The sequence below is a fragment of the Streptomyces sp. NPDC001508 genome (assembly GCF_040298665.1).
Lineage (GTDB): Bacteria > Actinomycetota > Actinomycetes > Streptomycetales > Streptomycetaceae > Streptomyces.
On record NZ_JBEPAP010000039.1, the window covers coordinates 68,421 to 85,696 of the forward strand.

Annotated in this window: 16 protein-coding genes; 5 read left to right on the plus strand and 11 right to left on the minus strand. The window is 70.6% G+C overall.

Annotated elements, in window-relative coordinates; translation table 11 throughout:
• Positions 1-86: 86 nt before the first annotated feature.
• Positions 87-296: a hypothetical protein gene (locus ABT245_RS29335; RefSeq protein ID WP_351738998.1), complete on the minus strand. Its 210-nt coding sequence runs from the start codon at positions 294-296 to the stop codon at positions 87-89.
• Between the two features lie 84 nt (positions 297-380).
• On the minus strand, positions 381-902 hold the full coding sequence (locus tag ABT245_RS29340; protein WP_502982218.1) for an Asp23/Gls24 family envelope stress response protein: 522 nt from the start codon (positions 900-902) through the stop codon (positions 381-383).
• Between the two features lie 296 nt (positions 903-1,198).
• Here ABT245_RS29340 and ABT245_RS29345 point away from each other — a divergent pair, with 296 nt between their 5' ends.
• From ABT245_RS29345 to ABT245_RS29355, 3 genes are read left to right on the plus strand one after another with little or no spacing between them, the layout of a single operon-like run.
• Complete coding sequence (locus ABT245_RS29345; RefSeq protein WP_351739004.1) at positions 1,199-1,786, plus strand: RNA polymerase sigma factor; 588 nt, start codon at positions 1,199-1,201, stop codon at positions 1,784-1,786.
• Positions 1,777-2,427: an Asp23/Gls24 family envelope stress response protein gene (locus ABT245_RS29350; RefSeq protein WP_351739007.1), complete on the plus strand. Its 651-nt coding sequence runs from the start codon at positions 1,777-1,779 to the stop codon at positions 2,425-2,427. Before ABT245_RS29345 ends, ABT245_RS29350 begins: the two co-directional genes overlap by 10 nt.
• A complete protein-coding gene (locus ABT245_RS29355; RefSeq protein WP_351739010.1) occupies positions 2,424-2,777 on the plus strand; it encodes an Asp23/Gls24 family envelope stress response protein in 354 nt (117 codons plus the stop codon). The genes ABT245_RS29350 and ABT245_RS29355 overlap by 4 nt, the downstream gene beginning before the upstream one ends.
• Before the next feature lie 413 nt (positions 2,778-3,190).
• Here ABT245_RS29355 and ABT245_RS29365 read toward each other — a convergent pair whose 3' ends face one another.
• Positions 3,191-4,054: a hypothetical protein gene (locus ABT245_RS29365; RefSeq protein ID WP_351739013.1), complete on the minus strand. Its 864-nt coding sequence runs from the start codon at positions 4,052-4,054 to the stop codon at positions 3,191-3,193.
• Between the two features lie 355 nt (positions 4,055-4,409).
• Between ABT245_RS29365 and ABT245_RS29370 the strand changes: the two genes are divergently transcribed.
• Entirely contained in the window at positions 4,410-5,183 is a 774-nt protein-coding gene (locus ABT245_RS29370; RefSeq protein WP_351739015.1) for a GntR family transcriptional regulator, read from the plus strand.
• Between the two features lie 170 nt (positions 5,184-5,353).
• On the opposite strand, the gene ABT245_RS29375 is transcribed toward ABT245_RS29370, so the two are convergent.
• From ABT245_RS29375 to ABT245_RS29385, 3 genes are all read right to left on the minus strand, one after another.
• A complete protein-coding gene (locus ABT245_RS29375) occupies positions 5,354-6,010 on the minus strand; it encodes a hypothetical protein (protein WP_351739018.1) in 657 nt (218 codons plus the stop codon).
• Positions 6,011-6,325: 315 nt separating this feature from the next.
• The gene (locus ABT245_RS29380; RefSeq protein WP_351739021.1) at positions 6,326-6,631 is read right to left on the minus strand and encodes a hypothetical protein; all 306 of its coding nucleotides are present in this window, start codon (positions 6,629-6,631) and stop codon (positions 6,326-6,328) included.
• Between the two features lie 1,523 nt (positions 6,632-8,154).
• A complete protein-coding gene (locus tag ABT245_RS29385) occupies positions 8,155-9,552 on the minus strand; it encodes a lytic transglycosylase domain-containing protein (protein WP_351739024.1) in 1,398 nt (465 codons plus the stop codon).
• A 342-nt stretch (positions 9,553-9,894) separates the two neighbouring features.
• Here ABT245_RS29385 and ABT245_RS29390 point away from each other — a divergent pair, with 342 nt between their 5' ends.
• Complete coding sequence (locus ABT245_RS29390; RefSeq protein WP_351739027.1) at positions 9,895-10,074, plus strand: hypothetical protein; 180 nt, start codon at positions 9,895-9,897, stop codon at positions 10,072-10,074.
• 58 nt (positions 10,075-10,132) lie between these two features.
• On the opposite strand, the gene wsfD is transcribed toward ABT245_RS29390, so the two are convergent.
• The 5 genes from wsfD to ABT245_RS29415 all read right to left on the minus strand — a co-directional run bounded on the left by wsfD (position 10,133) and on the right by ABT245_RS29415 (position 15,633).
• The gene (gene wsfD, locus ABT245_RS29395; RefSeq protein WP_351739029.1) at positions 10,133-11,719 is read right to left on the minus strand and encodes a glycan biosynthesis hexose transferase WsfD; all 1,587 of its coding nucleotides are present in this window, start codon (positions 11,717-11,719) and stop codon (positions 10,133-10,135) included.
• The gene (locus ABT245_RS29400) at positions 11,716-12,543 is read right to left on the minus strand and encodes a septum formation family protein (protein ID WP_351739032.1); all 828 of its coding nucleotides are present in this window, start codon (positions 12,541-12,543) and stop codon (positions 11,716-11,718) included. The genes wsfD and ABT245_RS29400 overlap by 4 nt, the downstream gene beginning before the upstream one ends.
• Before the next feature lie 46 nt (positions 12,544-12,589).
• Entirely contained in the window at positions 12,590-13,969 is a 1,380-nt protein-coding gene (locus ABT245_RS29405) for an XrtP-associated glycosyltransferase (RefSeq protein WP_351739035.1), read from the minus strand.
• Entirely contained in the window at positions 13,966-14,478 is a 513-nt protein-coding gene (locus ABT245_RS29410) for an archaeosortase/exosortase family protein (protein ID WP_351739038.1), read from the minus strand. Before ABT245_RS29410 ends, ABT245_RS29405 begins: the two co-directional genes overlap by 4 nt.
• A 573-nt stretch (positions 14,479-15,051) precedes the next feature.
• The gene (locus tag ABT245_RS29415; protein WP_351739040.1) at positions 15,052-15,633 is read right to left on the minus strand and encodes a CAP domain-containing protein; all 582 of its coding nucleotides are present in this window, start codon (positions 15,631-15,633) and stop codon (positions 15,052-15,054) included.
• Positions 15,634-17,276: the final 1,643 nt, after the last annotated feature.

Below are 17,276 nucleotides of genomic sequence, written 5' to 3' on the forward strand. Positions count from 1 at the left end.
TGTCGTGCCCGAGCCCGCTTCAGGGTTGCCCGTGCCCGCGGTGTCCGAACCTCGGTCGGCCGGAGCCGAGTTGGCTTCCGCCGTACTCATCGCGGCCTGCCCGGGCCGTGATCGTCGCGGCCGCCGTCACGGGACCCGAAGAACTCCGGCCGAACGGTTCCGGTGTCGAGGAAACGGCCCGCGATCCAACCGACCGCCCCCATCCCGGCGACCAGCAAGAACGCCCTGAACCCACCGAACCAGCCCGCGTAGCCGAGGGCCACGCCCACCAACAGCCCTGTGTCGGCTCTGCTCATCGCGCCGCCAGCCTCCGTCCGTCTCCTCGGCGCCCCGCCCGATCCGGCCCTTCACCGGCGGCTCGCCCTGCCCGTACGAGCCCGTCACTCCACACGTGCGTCCGCCGCGGCGCTCGCGTCATCGTCGGGCAGATGCACATCGTCGACGGCCACCTGCACCTCGACCACCTCAAGCCCCGTGATCCGCTCCACGGCGGAGATCACGTTCACCCGTACCTCGCGGGCGACCTCGGGGATGGACACCCCGTACTCGACGACCAGGTTCAGGTCGACGGCGGCCTGCCGTTCACCGACCTCGACCTTCACCCCGCGCCCCACGTTCGGCCGGCCGCCCGGCACCCGGTCACGGACCGCGCCGATCGTGCGGGACAGACCACCGGCGCCCATGTCGTACACGCCGGGCACCTCACGCGCCGCCATGCCCGCGATCTTGACCACCACGACATCGGCGATGGTCGTCCTGCCCCGCTCCTCCGCGACCCGCCTTTCCTCGCCCCGCCCCGACGCCCCCCGCCCGGACGCGCCCCACCCCGCCGCAGCCTGCCCCGACGCGTCCCGCTCCGCCGCAGCCTGCCCCGTATCGGTCCACCCCGCCTCGGCCGGCATGGTTTCGCCGGCTCCGCCGAGCACCGCGGTCAGGCCGGGAACCGGGTCCAAACCGCCCCCACCCGCCCCTGCCGGATTGGACTCCTGTGCCGTCATCGGTGTGCCTCCTGGATCAATGGCCCTGTGCGCGGTCACCTACTTCGACACGTCTACTGACGTTTCATTACGCAATGCCCGGGATTCCCCCCTTCGCGCGGACAGCTTGCCGCTGCCGCGTAACGCGCACGGCGGCGCCGTGTCATACGGCCGGAGGGGAGGAGTCGGATGGGAACGGGCCGAACGAGAGGAGACCACCAGTGCCGGGGCACCGGGACAGCCCGACGGACGCCGAGGACGACGGCGAACGGCACGAGGACGCCTTACTGGCGGTACGGGCAGGAGAGGGCGACGAGGAGTCCTTCGAGATACTGGTGCGCCGCCATGGCCCCGAACTGCTGCAACTGGCCACACGGCTGCTCGGCGACAGGACCGAGGCGGAGGACGCCGTACAGGACGCCCTCGTCAGCGCCTGGCGCAAACTGCCGGAGTTCCGCGGCGACTCCGCGTTCGGCACGTGGATGTACCGGATCGTCACCAACCGGTGCCTGAACGTGCTGCGCGGACGGCGCCCGGTGGCCGCCCTGGACGCGGTGCCCGAACCCGCGGCACCCGAACACCAGGCGTCACCGGCGCGGGTGGCGGAGGCGCACGCCGCCGTCGAAGCCCTGTCACGGGCCATGGCCGTCCTGTCGCCCGAGCAACGGGTGTGCTGGGTACTCAGGGAGTTGAACGGACTACCGTACGAGGCAGTGGCCGACATGGTCGGAATCAGTCAGGAGGCGGTCCGCGGACGCGTCTTCCGGGCGCGGCGCCAGCTGACGGAGGCGATGGTCGCATGGCAATGAACGCGGACCCGAACTCCGGCTCGGCCGACGCGACCCGCGGCGAGGAGGTATCCGAGGACGAACTGCTGTCCTGCGGCCGCAAGTTGGAGGACGTGTGGCGCCAGTGGGAGCAGGGCTTCATCAACCCGCACTCGCATACCTGCCGGCACTGCTCCGCCGCGCTGCGCGACCTGGACCGGCTCCAGGACGTCGTGCGCCGGGCCCGGGCGGAGGAACCGCCCAAAGAGGACGCCGGAGCGCTCGTCGAGCGTGTGATGGACGTCGTACGCCTCGAACTGCGCCCCGGCCGTACGCTCCCGCTGGGCACCCTGGCGGAGGACGACTGGATCGTGGAGGCCGCGGCCGCCAAGGTGCTTCGCTCGGCGGCCGACTCCGTGCCCGGTGCGCGGACCGGCAGTTGCCGGATCGCCCCGGCCGGCTCCGGTGCGGCGGCGTCCGCGCGCCGGACACGCGGCCCGGTGGCGGTACGCGTCGAGGTCGTGGTCGCCGCGACGGTCAACCTCCAGCGGGTGGCGGAGCAGGTACGGGAAAGAGTCTTCGGCGCGGCGGACGAACTGCTGGGCATGGAGGTCGGCTCGGTGGATGTGACCTTCACCGATGTCCTGCCCGAAGACGATCTGGCGGAGGGAGGAACGAGGTGATAGCGGACGGTGAGCCCACGGAGTTGACCGAGCGGATCGCCCAGGCGGTCGCGGACGTGCCCGGTGTGGCGTTTCTGCGGCCCGGCCTGGCCGGACTGCTGCGCTCCTCCGTCGCGGCGCGGGCGACAGGGCGCCGGGCGAACCCCGATGTGAGCCGGGCGAAGTCCGCCGTGCGGGTCGGACGCGGAAGCGCGCCGGGCACCCTGACCGTCGAGGTCAGCGTCGTCCTGCGGCGCGGCCACCGTGCCGTCGACGTGACGCGCGCGGTGCGGGCCGCGGTGCGGGACACGGTACGGGCCGGGGACGGGCGGCCCGCCCAGGTCACGGTGACCGTCACCGGCCTGGTGTGACCGGTCCGGCACCCCGGCGCTCCGTCGCCCTGCCCGTCAACGAACGGGCAGGGCAAGGCCGTTCACCGCGCGGTGCAGCCCGCGGCCGGTTGCGCCGCGCCGGTTGCGTGACGCCGGTTCGCCGCGGTGGCGGGCTGGCGCCCCGCCCGCCACGGGCGTCGGCATCGAGGAAGGTTTCGGCACCGAGGAAGGTTTCGGTTCGGGCCGCGGCCTGGCGGGTGGTGCCGCCCACGGGCCTGCACGGCCGGCCTCGTTCGGTGTCGGCGCCGCCGGCACCATCATGCGCGTCCGGCCGCCGTCGCCGCGCCGACCGACGGACCGGTCCGCTTCGACGGCGACCCCAGGTCACAGGAGAGCCCCCTGCACGGTGGCATCGACGCCCCTGCGCGAGCCGGGCGCCCCGACCGGCGAGCCTAGGTGCCGGTGCATGTCGCCGGTAGACGGGCGCGGACGAACTTGCCTTGGCCGTCGGCGGCGGGCAGCCAGCTCACCTCGGCGCCCAGCAGCCGCGCCTCCCGCAGCCCGTTGCCCAGCACTCCGGCAAGGGCGGCCGCGCTGTTCCGGAAGTCGGGGCGCGGATCCCCCACCTCCACCAGCAGCGCGTCGGCCTTGCTCAGCGTCAGCCGCACACGCATGCGCGCTTCCGCGTCGTCGACGGGCCGGGCGTGTACGACGGCGTTGTAGGCGAGCCGGGCGAGGACATCACCCGCGATAACGATGTCACCCGGCCAGCTCCGTAAGGTCAGAAAGCTACGGGCCGCCTCCCGCGCCTGATGCACGCTGAGCGGGTGCAGCGGGTAGGAGCGGCGCCAGTGCTCGCCGACCGGCCCGCGAAGTGCGGTGCGGAAGGCGGCGACCTCCAGCGCCCGGACCGGCCGGAGCGGCAGCCCTGTACGTCCGGCACGGGGGTACGCGCATGCCGCGAAGGCGGGAAGCCCCAACAGCCAGCTGTGCAGCACGTCCCGGTCTCCGGCGTGCCGGGCGACCTCACGCTCATCGGGGACGACGAGCCCCGTGGCCGCGCCGGTGGCCAGCAACTGCTGGACGGCCTGCCAGCCGGCGCGGTGCCAAAGGGGCGCGTCGAGCGGCGCCGGGTCGTACACCTTGTGCACGACGGTCCACCCCTGCCGGATGGCGAACTCCCGCAGCTCCATGAGGACTTGAGTTGCGACCCGGGAATCCGGGCTGCTTGTGTAGAGCGCGACGTGCGCCCGGTCGGGGACCGTGCCGACCAGCTCTCGCTGGGGCACGGGGGTGGTCGAGGCGGCACGTGTCATCGTGTGGACTCCAGGGGACTGACAGGTGATCGAACTGTGCAGGGGCGGTACGGAGAGGGTGCGGACGCGCGGCACCGCGGCCGTACGGAGCCGGGAAGCCGACGCGCCGCCGGACACCCGACCCATATGTCTGGCTTGTTCGGCTCGGCCCGGCCGCGGTGCACGCCGAGTGCGAAGGTGCGGTCACGGCCCCCGCGATCCACGTATCCACGCACCCGGGTATTCACGCATCCACGTATGCACGTATCCCCTCCGCATATGCCCAGTGACTTACCGCAGTTCTAATGCATTAGCTCGTCGGCCGGGGTCCAAACCCGACACTTCGCAGGCCGCCAACCGAGTACGGAGTCTTCACATGGCGCACGATGACCCGCCGCGACACCAGGTGGTCGCCGACGACCTGCGCCGTCGCCTCGCCCGCGGCGACTGGCCCGTCGGCGCGAAACTTCCCTCCCGCGCCCGGATGGCCGAGGAGTACGGGGTCAACCCCAACGTCATGCAGAAGGCACAGGAGCGCCTGATCATCGAGGGCTTCCTCGAAGGACGCGCCGGCTCCGGCACCTACGTGGCCGGGCCCCGCGAGCGCCGCCGCATGATCCGTTCCCGGTCCCGGAAGCCGGCCGACGGCAGTTTCATGAGCGGCACGGCCGAACCCGACCACGTCGGCGTGTGGCGGGCACGATCCCAGATACGCACGGCCGCCCCGGACCACATTGCCCGGCGGCTCGGCATCGCGCCCGGTGACCCGTGCGTACGCACCGGCTATGAATTCCTCGCGGACGCCCTGACCTCCCAGTTCGCCGTCAGCTGGGAACCCGCGTCCGCGGCCGGCACCATGGGACCCACGGTGCCTCGGCAGCGGCGGCCCGACACGAGCGGGGCAGTGGCCGGGCGGCTCCGCGCGAAGGGCATCGACATCGCCACCGCGGTCGAGGTGCCGCGCCCGGCCCGCGCCACCCGGGAGCAGGCCGACCTGCTCGGCATCGGCCTCGGCGATCTGGTCCTCGTCATCGAGCGGACGTACTACGACAGCGACGGCCGCGCGGTGGAGACGACCGACATCGTCGTCCCCGACGTGCGCTGGGAAGTGGCCTACGAACTCGCCGTCGCCGGGCCCGAGTCCCGCTGACTACGGGCCGCACCGCCCGGGAGACCCCGGTGCCGCAGTCGTACGCGTTCTGCCCGCGGTGTCCGACTCGCCCGCACGATCGTGTGCACACCTCGCGCACATGTACGGAAAGCCGACCTGGAACGCCGTAACGACAGCGCCGTTCCAGCGGAACGGGCCGGGCCGTACGGTCAGTGGAGGAACCGGTCCACCGCGGCCACGACGGGCCGCCGCTTCAGTATGGGCCCAGGACCGAGGATCACGCCGTGGCTGATCGTGACGCTCACCGGGCCGATGTCGTACGCTCCGTTCTCCTCCAACTGCTGCCGCGCCTCGGCGGGGACGCAGTCCAGCCCGAGTTCCGCGGCGGCCACGCTCAGCGCCCCCATCGCGATGACAAGGGCCTCCTTCGCCCTCGGACCGCCCAGCAGGACCGTCGTACCGCCCCCGGCCTGTCCGACCTCCACGCGGTACGTCGCGATCGCGTCGTGCAGGTACTCCTCCGCGTCGACGCCCACGGACTCCACGACCCGCGCGACGATCCGGTAGACGCCCTCGGCCGCCGCCCGTAGATCCAGTTTGGAGCCCAGCTGATGTGCCTTCAGCCACGGAGCGGTCTTCGGGGACAGGGGCGTCGACTGGTAGACGCCCCAGCCCCGGATGTTGACCTCCAGGCGGTGGGTGGTGGGGCCGTCGGAGGCGAGCCACACATCCGTGACCCCTAGGGCGCCGAAGACGTTGTGCGTGCTCATGAACTCGATCAGCCGGGTCGCCGTCATGAGGTTCTCGTTGGACTCGGGCACCAGGTCTTTGATCAGCTCGCGAACAGCCCGCTCGTGGAACTCCATTGCTCCTCCCAACTCGTCACGCGCGAAAGGTTCGTTCGAGGCCGGACAGCCGGCGGGGAAGCCACGACGGACGAACCGCCGTGGCCGCGCCCGCACCTTCGCGACGGTGTGCCGGGGCGCCCCTATACAGATGCGGCAGGGCGCCGAGCATGACGTCACCGGGCCCTGGCGGTGCGCCGGTGCGCCGGTGTGATGGGTGTGATGGGTGTGCCGGTGTGATGGATGCGACCGGTGTGCCGGTACGTCCGTTGTGCTGGTGCGTCCCGGTGTGCCGGTGCGTCCGGTGTGCCGGGCCGGCCGCATCCGGTCCTTCGGTTACCTCGTGGGGACGAGCGGCGGGCCGGGGTACCACTGGCCGCCGACCGCAAGGAACGGAGGCGGGGAGGCGGCCACGGAGACGGCCCCGCGAGCGCCGCGGCCGGTCAGTTGCCGGGGCACCGGCAGGGGGTGGCCCTGCTCCACGGCCCGGGGGGCGGGGTCCATCGGGGCGTGGCCGTGGCAGAAGGGCGCGGAGCAGACGTCCTGCGGGCCTTGCTCACCGGGGACGTACCGGAAATCCGCACGCCACTGTGCGTACAGGGCGTCGTAGATCGGGGTACGGGAGTCCGGAAGGGGGTTCATGGTTGGTCAACGCGGAAAGCGGCGATCGCGATATCTGCCGTACGGGTGCATTTCCGAGGCTTTCCGCGACGAGAACCCACTCCGGCAGACCCGACGAAGCCCCCGCCCCAAAGCCGCCCCTACCTGGGCCCCACCGCCGGGGACACGGGGGTCGGGGTGACTTGGGCTTCGCTGATCGCGGCTGGGGACGCGTGGGTTGGGGTGACTTGGGCTTCGCTGATCGCGGCTGGGGACGCGTGGGTTGGGGTGACTTGGGCTTCGCTGATCGCGGCTGGGGACGCGCGGGTTGGGCGTGGGTGCCTTGGCCGACTCCGTCTGGTACTGCGGGCCGCCGGGCCGCTTGCCGCCCGGTGGCATCCGGCGGGGATGCGGGGTCGGGGTGGCCTGGGGTTTGCTGATTCTGCCGGGGATGGCTGGGGTGGGCGACAGTGCCTTCATCGACTCCGTCCGTGCCGCAGACCGCCGGGCGGCTCTCCGCTCACCGGCACTCGTGGCGTCGCAGGCGTTCGTGTCGGTCCCGGTCGCGGTGTACGTGAGCCGATGCCGCGTGCTGGGACGACGGGGCGGGCCGCGGTGCGGGGGGCTTGGCAGGAGTGCGCGGCATGGCCCTGTGCTCCGCGCTGTCGCGGAGTGGTGGTAGGGCGGCAGGTGTCGTCCGCTGCCATGCGCGGTGCCTCGGGTGGTGGGGGCCGGGCGTTGATGCGTTCTTGGCCGTCCGGCAGGGGCCCCTGACACGGGCGTTCGTGTCGGTCCCGGTCGCGGTGTATGTGAGTCGAGGCCGCGTGCTGGGACGACGGGGCGGGCCGCGGTGCGGGTGGCGGTCGGGGCAGGAGTGCGCGGCACGCACCCGCGCTCCGCGCTCAACGCTGTCGCGGGAGCAGGGGTGACGCACCACGCGGCCTGCCCAGCCGTGTCAGGACGGCAGATGTTGCCTGCCACCGAGTCCGGGCCCGAGTCCGGGCCCGAGCCCGAGTCCAGGCCCGCGTCCGAGTCCGAGCCTGGGTCCGAGTCGGAGCCTGGGTCCGAGTCCGAGCCCGAGTCCAGGCCCGCGTCCGAGTCCGAGCCTGGGTCCGAGTCGGAGCCTGGGCCCGAGTCCGAGCCTGGGCCCGCGTCCGAGTCCGAGCCTGGGTCCGAGTCGGAGCCTGGGTCCGAGTCCGAGCCTGGGCCCGAGTCCGAGTCCGGGCCCCTGTCGGCCACCGTCGCCGCACGCTGCCACCACAGCCGCCCGGACTGCGCTGCCCGCCCGCGTCGCCCGCCCGCGTCGCCCGGTCATGCCGCCCACCCGCGTCATCCGTCCGCGTCGCCCGGGCACGCTGCCCGGCCCCGCCGGTCGGCAGGGCGCAGCCCAGGTAAGTACGGTCGCTCAGCTTCGGCCCGTTCGGTCGTGCCGGTCGGCAGGGTGCACCCAGGCGGGCACCTCGGCTCGACTGTGGCCTGTTCGTCTGTGCCGGTCGGCAGGGTGCGGAACCAGCGGATGCGTGGCGCGGCTCAGTCGGTCCGGGTGTCGCCCGCCCGCATGGGCTTCAGCCGAGGATCCGTCGGCCGAGGTGGTCCAGGACCCCGCCGATCCGGTTCGTGGCGGTGGCGAGGAGGGAGGGCGAGGCGGAGCGGGCGGGAGACGACGTGTGCGGTGCGCCGGAGCCCGTCTCGGCCCGCGGGGGCGCACTGTCCGGCGCGGAGCCGGCGGCCGACGGAGCGGCCGGGCGCACCGGCTCCGGGACGTGAACGCCGCTTTCCGGCTGGGGCAGTTGCTGCGGAGGGGGCGCATGGTGGCCGTTGCTCGACGGCCGCGCCGCCCCCGTCCCCGCCCCTGGGCCCGCCGCCGGCCTCGGGGGCGTGGACGGCACGCCCTTGACACCTCCGGCCGTGACGGTCACAGCCGTATGGCCTCCGGCCGGACGGGAGACGCCGCCCCCCTGGCCCATGCGCCCGGACAGCGCGGCCTCCACCACCTGCCCCGCCGCCACGGACGGTGCGGGCCCGCCGTTCATACGACCGCCGGGGCCGGTGCCGCCGCCGTCCACGGCGTCCACGGCGGGCAGGGCCGGCAGGGCCGGCAGGGCGGGCACGGCCATGGCCCCGACCGTATGCCCGCTGGTGTAGACGGAATTCCACGCCAGTACGTCGCGCAGATAGACCTCGGAGGGGTTGTAGCTGAGGATGGCCCGGTTCAGCTGCTGCGGATCGCTGAGATCGCGGTTGTCGGCGCACAGATAGGCGGCCGCCGTCGTGGTGGCGTCGAAGATGTTGTTGGGATCGGCGTCGAGCGTGGGCCGCGTGGTGGTGCCCCAGCGTTTCCAGGTGGAGGGGATGAACTGCATGGGCCCCACCGCCCGGTCCCAGGCAGTGTCGCCGTCGAACTTGCCCTGGTCGGAGTCGCGCAGCGCGGCGAAGGGCCCGCCGTTCAGCACCGGCCCCAGAATCGGGGACGCCGTAAAGCCCTCACTGGTGAGGGCGCCGTTCCTGGCGTGGTTCGACTCGACCTGGCCGATCGCGGCGAGCAGCGTCCACGGCAGATGGCAGCCGGGCGTCCGGGCCGCCTGCTCGTCGGCGGCACGCTGATAGGCCTCGAATGCCAGCGCCGGGATGTCCGAGTGCGCGGCGTCCGCCGGAACGGTCACCGGGACCGCGCCCGGACGCAGTGCCTTGCCTTCCGTGTCCTCGTGGGCGGGGGTCTCCTTCGGCGCGGGCCCCGGAGCGCCGGAGTCCCGGGCCGGAGGGGCGGGGGTCGGGCTGGGTTGTGCACCGGCCACCGGGGGATACGCCGAAACCGTCTTGGGCGGTGAGAACGACGTGGAGATGGCCCCCACGGCGCATGCCACCGCCGTGGAGATCAGGATGATGCGCCGGGCGCGGCGGCCACGGTCCTTCGCGGCCTTGGAGGCCGCACGCTCACCAGAAGACGAATCGGTGTCGGACATGAGGAAATCCCTCCGCTCGTACGGTGTTCCCGGCGATCCACTCACCGCGCTAGTCCCGCTGTTCTGCCTAGAGGTCGGGAATGTATGGATATGACTCGGTGAGTTCGATATTGAGGGCAAACCTCACTCCGTCGGACTGCCCTTGCCCACAGGGGATTTGGAGTTCGTGGCAGCCGCGGCCCACCTCTTCGGCGCGGCCCCGGGCTACGGCCACCGCAGGTCACGCGTCATGTCCGTGCCGACGGGGCCTCTGTCTTGTAGAGGGCGCCGCGCCGGCGGGAATCGTGCACCCGCCCGCGGTGGCCCGCGAAACGTGTGACACCGGGAAGGGAGGAGGCGGCCATGTACGGAGGCCCTGGCATCGGCAAGGGCATCGGAGGCGCTGTCGGGGGAGGTGGGGCACTCGCCGCGACCGGCCTGGGACAGACGGAGATCTTCGTCGTGCTGGCCGTCGTGCTGTTCGTCGTCGGCGCACTGCTGCTGCGGTCCTCGTCGTTGAAGCACCGCAACAGACGTCCCTGAGCCAGAGAAAGCCGGGTGGGCGGTGGCCATGGCCACCGCCCACCCGGCTTTTGTGTCGTCATCCGGCCTGTGGCCGCTCCGGCGCCATCGCGTGCTCCCTGCGGTACAGCAGCCAGAAGCAGAGCGCGGACAGCGGAATGCACAGGGCCGTCAGGAAGTCCGTGCAGATCAGGTGCTTGTTGAGGTCGGACGCTCCCTCGGTCATGATCACCATTCCGAACTGCAGCAGCAGGGTGAGCACCAGGCAGACCGACAGCCGGCCCACGGCGCGTGCCGACTGCCGGGCCCAGGTCCGGCTGGCGAGTACGGCCCCGAGCACGATCGTTCCGAGCCACAGCAGCGGGATCAGCGCCGGCATCGTCCGGAAGCCCTCGAAGATCTTGGTCACCACCACGATCCGCCGCTCCTTGGCGAACGGCTGATGACCGGAGTCGGCCGGATAGGAGCCGATGTGATGGAGCGTCGGGTTGGTCATGCCCTGTAGCCCGCGCGCGCCCATGCCGACCAGTCGACTGGGGTTCTTCAGGAAGTGCAGGATGATCTTGGCCGGTGTGACGTTCTGCTTGAAATCGTCCCAGTACGGCGTCCTGGCGGCCGAGTTGGTGTCGAAGATCACCGTGTTCATGGAGGTGATCAGCCGTGGATCGGCGCCCAGGGCCTTCAAGTCGCCCACCGGGTCCGGGCTGTGCGGCAGCATCTCCAGGAACACGGCGTCATACCACACGATCTGGTTGAGTCGTTTCGGCTGTGTCGCGGTGAATCCGGCGGCGACCCCGCACAGCAGGACACACGCGATCAGCGCGGGCCAGCGCACGGCCAGCCACCGCTTGAGCCGCTGCTGGAAGCTGTTGTCCGTGGAGGTGGCGGGGGCCGCCTTCTCGTTCTTGCGCCGCGTACTCGGCAACCAGAGCAGCGCCAGCATGGCCACCGGCAGCACCGACAACATCTGGGTCTTGGCCGTCATAGCGAACAGCACGGCGGCCGTGGTCACTACGATTCCGCTCAGCGGTGCGACCGGGCTCCGCCACAACAGGAGCAGCGCCGGGCAGAGCAGCAGCAGGCCGACCATTCCGGCCACCTCGCTGTAGGGCGAGATGAACCAGTCGGCGAAGGCGGAATCGCACATGACCAGGCCGATGCCGCCGGTGGCCACGAGCCGCAACCACAGGGGGCCCGGCAGGAGGACGACCAGCAGGGCGATGATGGCGCCGAAGGCCAGCGCGAGCAGGAACCCGACCGCCCGCAGATCGAGTGCGCCGGGCAGACCGAGCAGCGGCGTCAGAGTCTTGGCGAGCCCCAGCACCAACAGCTGTGAGGAGTAATACGGTTCGCCCGACTCCTTCACCCCGCACGCCTCACCGTAATAGGTGTGAGGCAGCCAGGTCGGATAGACATGGGCCGACGGTTCGGCGTTCCAGGGGTGGCTGCCCACCACGCCGAACATACAGAGCAGCCGGTCGCCGTTTCCGTCGTCCCCCAGCCCGACCACCCCGCCCAGCAGCAGGCGCAGCAGCATCACGGCCGTCCAGCCGAATCCCGCGGTCGCGGCCGCTGTGCGCACCGCCACGCGGCTGGGTTCACCGACCATGTGGAGGCGTACTGATGCCCTGCTCACAGCCGCGCGTGCGACAGTCGTGGTGGTCATACCTGTCCCTTCGCCGACCCGCTGAGGGTGCCGACGACGGTCGCGCCCGCAGCGGCCGGGCCGACACCGCACTTCACCGCCCTGACACCCTTCTCCCATTCGTCCTTGCTCGGTGTAATGGCCTTGATCGTGAGATCCGGTCTGCTGGCCGGTCTGGCCTGGAGGAACTCCTGCACGACCGGCTCGCACAGTTCGGTGGCAACCTTCTGGGCGTCCTCGGGAGGCACCGTCGCGGGCAGGTCCTGCCAGGTGGCGACCTCCTCGCGGTCGTGCGGGTGATCGCAGGTGACGAACGCACCGCCGAGTTCGCAGCTGCGCACGGTCGGTGATTCCGGCTTCGTCAGCACATCGCGGAACGAGAAGGCCGTGAGCGGCCCGTTCTCCGCCTTCTGTACCGGCGGCACCAGGTCGCAGCGCAGGGTGCGTACGCCCTTCTCCCATTCCGCCCGGGTCGGCAGCCTCGGCCAGACCGAGAAGGACACGGTGTCCCGCGGCCCGGCTCCCAGGTACCTTCTGATCGCGTCGGCGTCGTAGCAGCGTCCCTGCGCGTAGGCGGCGATCTGCTCCGGGTCGGGCCGCTTCTTGTAGGTGGCGAACTGGCCGTCGACGGTGGTCACTTGGAAGGTCTCGCTACGGTGCGGCCGATCGCAGGGCACCGGAGGCGCGATGTCACTCGGCTGGATCATCTCCTGCTGTGTGCGGAAGGTGTGACAGGTGCCCACCGCCTGCATGACGGACGGCACCGCCGCCGCACCCGAGTTGCGCGGCCCGCATCCCGTCAGCAGCAGCCCGGCGACGCAGAGCAAGACTGAGCGTTTTCGCATGTCCCTCATGTCGTGTTGTCTCGCAGTCGTACGTGATGACGGAGCGTCAGGCCTCTTTGGCGATCGGTCCGACGACGATGACCTCGGCGTTGCGGCGGGTCTTGGCCCAGCCGACGCGCCCGCTCACCAGCCGTCCGAACGCGCGCCAGGCGATGACGTAGAAGAGATAGATCATCGAGGCATAGGCGATGCCCCAGCCGATGCATCGGAGCAGTCCCTGTGAGGGCTCGCAGCGCCGGTGGTACAGATAGCCCCAGACCGCGAACTGCGAGATGCCGAAGAGCAGGTAGAACGTGAACAGGACGGCCCCGCCCGCCTTCAGGAAGCTCATGGTCTCATCGGGGTACAGCACCAGGTTGTTCAGAAAGATCATGATCGGCAACGGGTAGATCACCGTTCCCACGAGCCATAGCCAGGGCTGGATCAGGTAGTACGAGATCTCGATGACACCGGCGTTGGAGAGGTACGGCGAGCGCCACGTCTTGGTCAGGTAGCGCATGCACTGCATGGTGCCCTGGCACCAACGGGTCCGCTGCGTCACAAAGCGGGGCAGGTTGTGCAGGGCCTCCTGGTCCACCCACGCCTCGGTGGCGTAGCCGGTGCGGTGGCCGGCCAGCATGACATGCAGGCCGAGTTCGAAGTCCTCCAGCAGCGAGCCGCGCCAGGGCGCCCGCTCGCCGTCCGTGAGCTCGTCCAACGCGCTCATCCGGCTGAACTGGCCGTTCCCGCCCATGCATACGCTCTTGGTGGCGCGCCGGGACGTCTGGATGGCGGAGATGGCCGCCCGGAACTCGATGTCCTGCAACCGGACGAGGGTGCGGCCGAACCAGTTCTGCAGCCGGGTTCCGCCCGGCAGCGGCTCGCGGACGTTCCTGTTGACCATGCGGACCTCGATCTGCACGGCGCCCATCTGCGGATCGCCGAACAGGCTCGGTCCCGCGCACACATCGAGCACATTGAGGGACGGGCGCGCGTCCGCGTCGAAGACGGCCACAACCACCGAGGACCGGTCGGTGCCGGCCGGCAGCCAGTCGTCGAGCGCCCGGTAGGCGGCGTTCAGCGCATGACTCTTGCCCGTACGGGCCTCCGGGCGGCGCCGCTGCACCAGGTGCACGAACGGCGAACGCGCCGCGTGGTCACGGGCGATGGCCGCCGTCGAATCGTCGGAATCGTCGTCGATGACCCACAGGTGCACGGTGGGGTAGTGCTCGCGCAGATAGCGGAGGGTGTCGCCGATCACGCTCTCCTCGTCCCGGCACGGGATGAAGAAGTGCCAGGCGAAGTCCTCGGCGCGGCCCGGCTGTTGGGGCTTGGCCCGCAGAAAGGCGATGACCAGCAGGATCACATAGAGGGTGAAGACCCCGTTGATGATGAGCGCGAGCGCCATCGCCAGACCGACGAAGCCGCTCTCCTGGAACTGTGTCATCCACTCACTCCGTTCAGCGGGGTACGCGGTTTCGCGCGCCGCATCGCCACCAGCAGCAGGACGGTCACCGAGACGGCCACCCCCACCAGGCTGACGATGGAGCCGATCACGGTGTGCGCCCAACCGAAGCCCTCGTAGCCCCACTTCTGGGAGAACGAGGCGATCAGGCCGAACCGCAGCTGGTTCGTCAGGACGAGCAGGGCGGCACCGATGGCGGTCCCCGCCAGAATGCGCGTGACGGGGGCGCGACGGCTGAGCATGAAGCCGGCGCCGACCAGGAGCAGCGGGATGATCAGCATCGCCGAACTGCAGCCCGCCGTGATCCTCAGGCCCATCGCGCGCTCAGTACCGAGCCCGAAGAAGGCGACCGCGTCGTCCCAGTTCAAGGTGGTGTTCCCGGTGGTGACCAGCCCGACGACGTGCTCGCCGAGGGCGGCCTCCACCGAGCGGAACCACCCGTTGAAGGCGTAGAGCGCGCCGGCGGTCAGGAGCAGGGCTGCGGCCAGCACGAGCCGGAGATAGGAAGGCTGTGCCGGTCTTGCCGCTCTGAGACCGAGGGCCTGCACCGATGGCCGCTTTCCCAGGGAAAGCACGCTCACCCGTGGTCCGGAGCGACGCGATGTCGGATTCGGGTGCACAGTCGGGCCTTTCTGACATGGCGACGCCCACTGCCTGGGCGCCTCTCACGCACGAAAGGAGGTCCGGGAGGGCGAAGGATGACGCCATGGCGGCGGATTCCGGGCCCGGGCCGGTAACCCCACCCGGTCGGGCGGAACCCCCAGCCGTGTTCCCGCGGGACATGCGGGGAAAGGGCAGCCGAATCGGCCGCGGGCACCCCTTGTCACCTGCGGTGTTCCCGTTGTTCCGGTGTTCCCGGTCGCCGTCGGTAGGGATGTTTGGTGGGGTGTGCGGGGGGATGCCGAGGGACCACGATGGATCAGTCCGGTCGGCTGTCGGAGGAAGAGCGGTATCCCTCATCTGCGGTGTTCCCGTTGTTCCGGTGTTCCCGGTCGGCATCGGTAGGGATGCTTGGGTGGGGTGCGCTTCGGGATCCTCAGGGACCGCGATGGGGGTCCGGTCGGCTATCGGAGGAAGAGTCGGTACCCCTTGCGCGCGGCGGGAAAGACATTGTGCATGAATTCCCCTTCGACGTTCCCCCGGTGCTCGAATTCGACCGCGATGAACGTCTCGTACTTCCCCGGCGCTCCGCCGACCGCCCGCGCGGCACCGATCAGGACGCTTTTTCGCCAGACCAGCTGAGTGAAGTGGCCGGCTCTCGGATTGAATCCCGGGTTGCCGAAATCGTATTCCGGCGCCTCGGTGTACCACTGATCGACGGCCTCACGGGCGTCGGCGGCCCCCGAGCGTCGCTGATCACTGCTGCCCCAGTAGAGGACTTCACTCGCCCTCAGGTGGAATCCCCTGTCGCCGCCGCCAGGCCCGCTGCCCCAGGACACCTCCCGCACCCTGGACTGCGCGTAACGGGTCAGTCCGTCATGCAGTCGCACGGGGGGCGCGTGATGCCTGGCCCGCACCGAATTGACGGCACGCAGCATCCCCCTGAGGAACGCGTCGGTCGTCGAATCACAGAAATTCCCCAGCGGACGAACAGCGGTCACGGCACCCTCGATCGTGGCCCCGGGCGGACGGGTGGGCATGGACATGCGCATCGGATGTTTCCAGTCCGTGTGTGGATGCGTATACGTGTACCGCGCGGAGCCCCGGAACAGGGGCCGCACGGAGGCAGATTCCCTCGCACGGGTGGTGTACCGGGCAGCATGACCGCATGGTGCCCTTGTTGTGCCGGATCCGCTCTCCGAGGGGGGTAACCTCTCTCGGGTCCGCCTCCGGTACTGGTCGTGCGGAAGGAAGCGGACGCCCCGGCAGGCAGCAGGTGAATTGATTGACATCTGCTAATGTCGGCTCGGCCGATTGCACAGAGAACCAGCCCCCAGGTCTCTTTTGTGCCGGCCATGGAACTGCTTGTGTACAAGCAGTTCCTGCGGCCATTTCGAAAGAATATGGCCCGCATTGACGAGGCGGCCTCACAAGGGTCGGCTCGTCATATTCGGCAAACCCGTGTGTGCGCCGTCGTTGTTCGACGTGCACACGGGTTTGCGGCCTGCTGCCCCTCACCCGTCTCCCTTCCGGGTGAGGGGCAGCATCCCCTACCGAGCGCAACGAGAAAACGGACCCTCCATCCCCCCGACCAGCCCGCCCACGCCCCACTACCTCAACCTCCCGGCCCGCCCCCTTCCCCGACTCCCCCTCCTCGGCACCTTCTCCGACTCCGGCTCCCGGACGGGGGGAACCTTTCCCGACTTCGGCTGCTGGGCGGAGGGAACCTTTCCCGACTTCGGCTCCCGGACGGAGGGCGGCTTCCACGGCCTCGGCTGCTGGGTGGAGGGCACCTTCTCCGACTTCGGCTGCTGGGGTGGGGGTGGCTTCCCCTTGCCGGGTGTATCGGGAGGGCGGAGCCGTGTCTCACCGATCGGCGTGGGTGTGCTCCGCTGCGTCAGCCTCACGGCCCGGGTCTTCCCCGACTCCGACACTGCTGGGCGGGGGGCACCTTCCCCGTCTTCGGCTTCCGGACGGAGGGCACCTTTACCGAATCCGGCTCCCGGACGGGGGGCGGCTTCCGCGGCTTCGGCTGCTGGGGTGGGGGTGGCTTCCCCTTGCCGGGTGTATCGGGAGGGCGGAGCCGTGTCTCACCGATCGGTGTGGGTGTGCTCCGCTGCGTCAGCCTCATGGCCAGGGTCTTCCCTGTCTTCGGCTGCTGGGCGGAGGGAACCTTCCCCGACTCCGACTCCGACTCCCGGACGGAGGGCGGCTTCCGCGACCTCGGCTGCTGGGCGGAGGGCACCTTCCCCGGCTTCGGCTGCTGGGTGGTGGGCGGCTTTCCTGGACGGGTAGCGGTGACGTCGTACGTCGCGAACCATGTGCGGAGACCGACGTGCTACGGGACCGTGGAGAACCAGAGCCTGCCTGACGAATCCCGCCGGGACCCGCGGCGCTCTCCTCCAGTTACCGCAGTGAGGTAGCCCCCAGGCGGCGCACCTCCCTGCGTTGTCCGCCCAAGTACGAAGGCGCCCCTCCGCCTTGCGATGCACGGCACCAGACGCCGCAGGCTGATCCGACGCAAGTTGATCACACAGGTACTGGCCGCCGACCGACAGCTGCACAGAGGCGTACGCGGTGATCGGTCGGGAGAACACTGAGGTTTTCTCGACGGAGATCATTTCCAGATTCCGTTGAGGACGAGTGCGGCGCGGGCTATGTCGCCGATCCGGCTGGGGCTGAGCGAGAC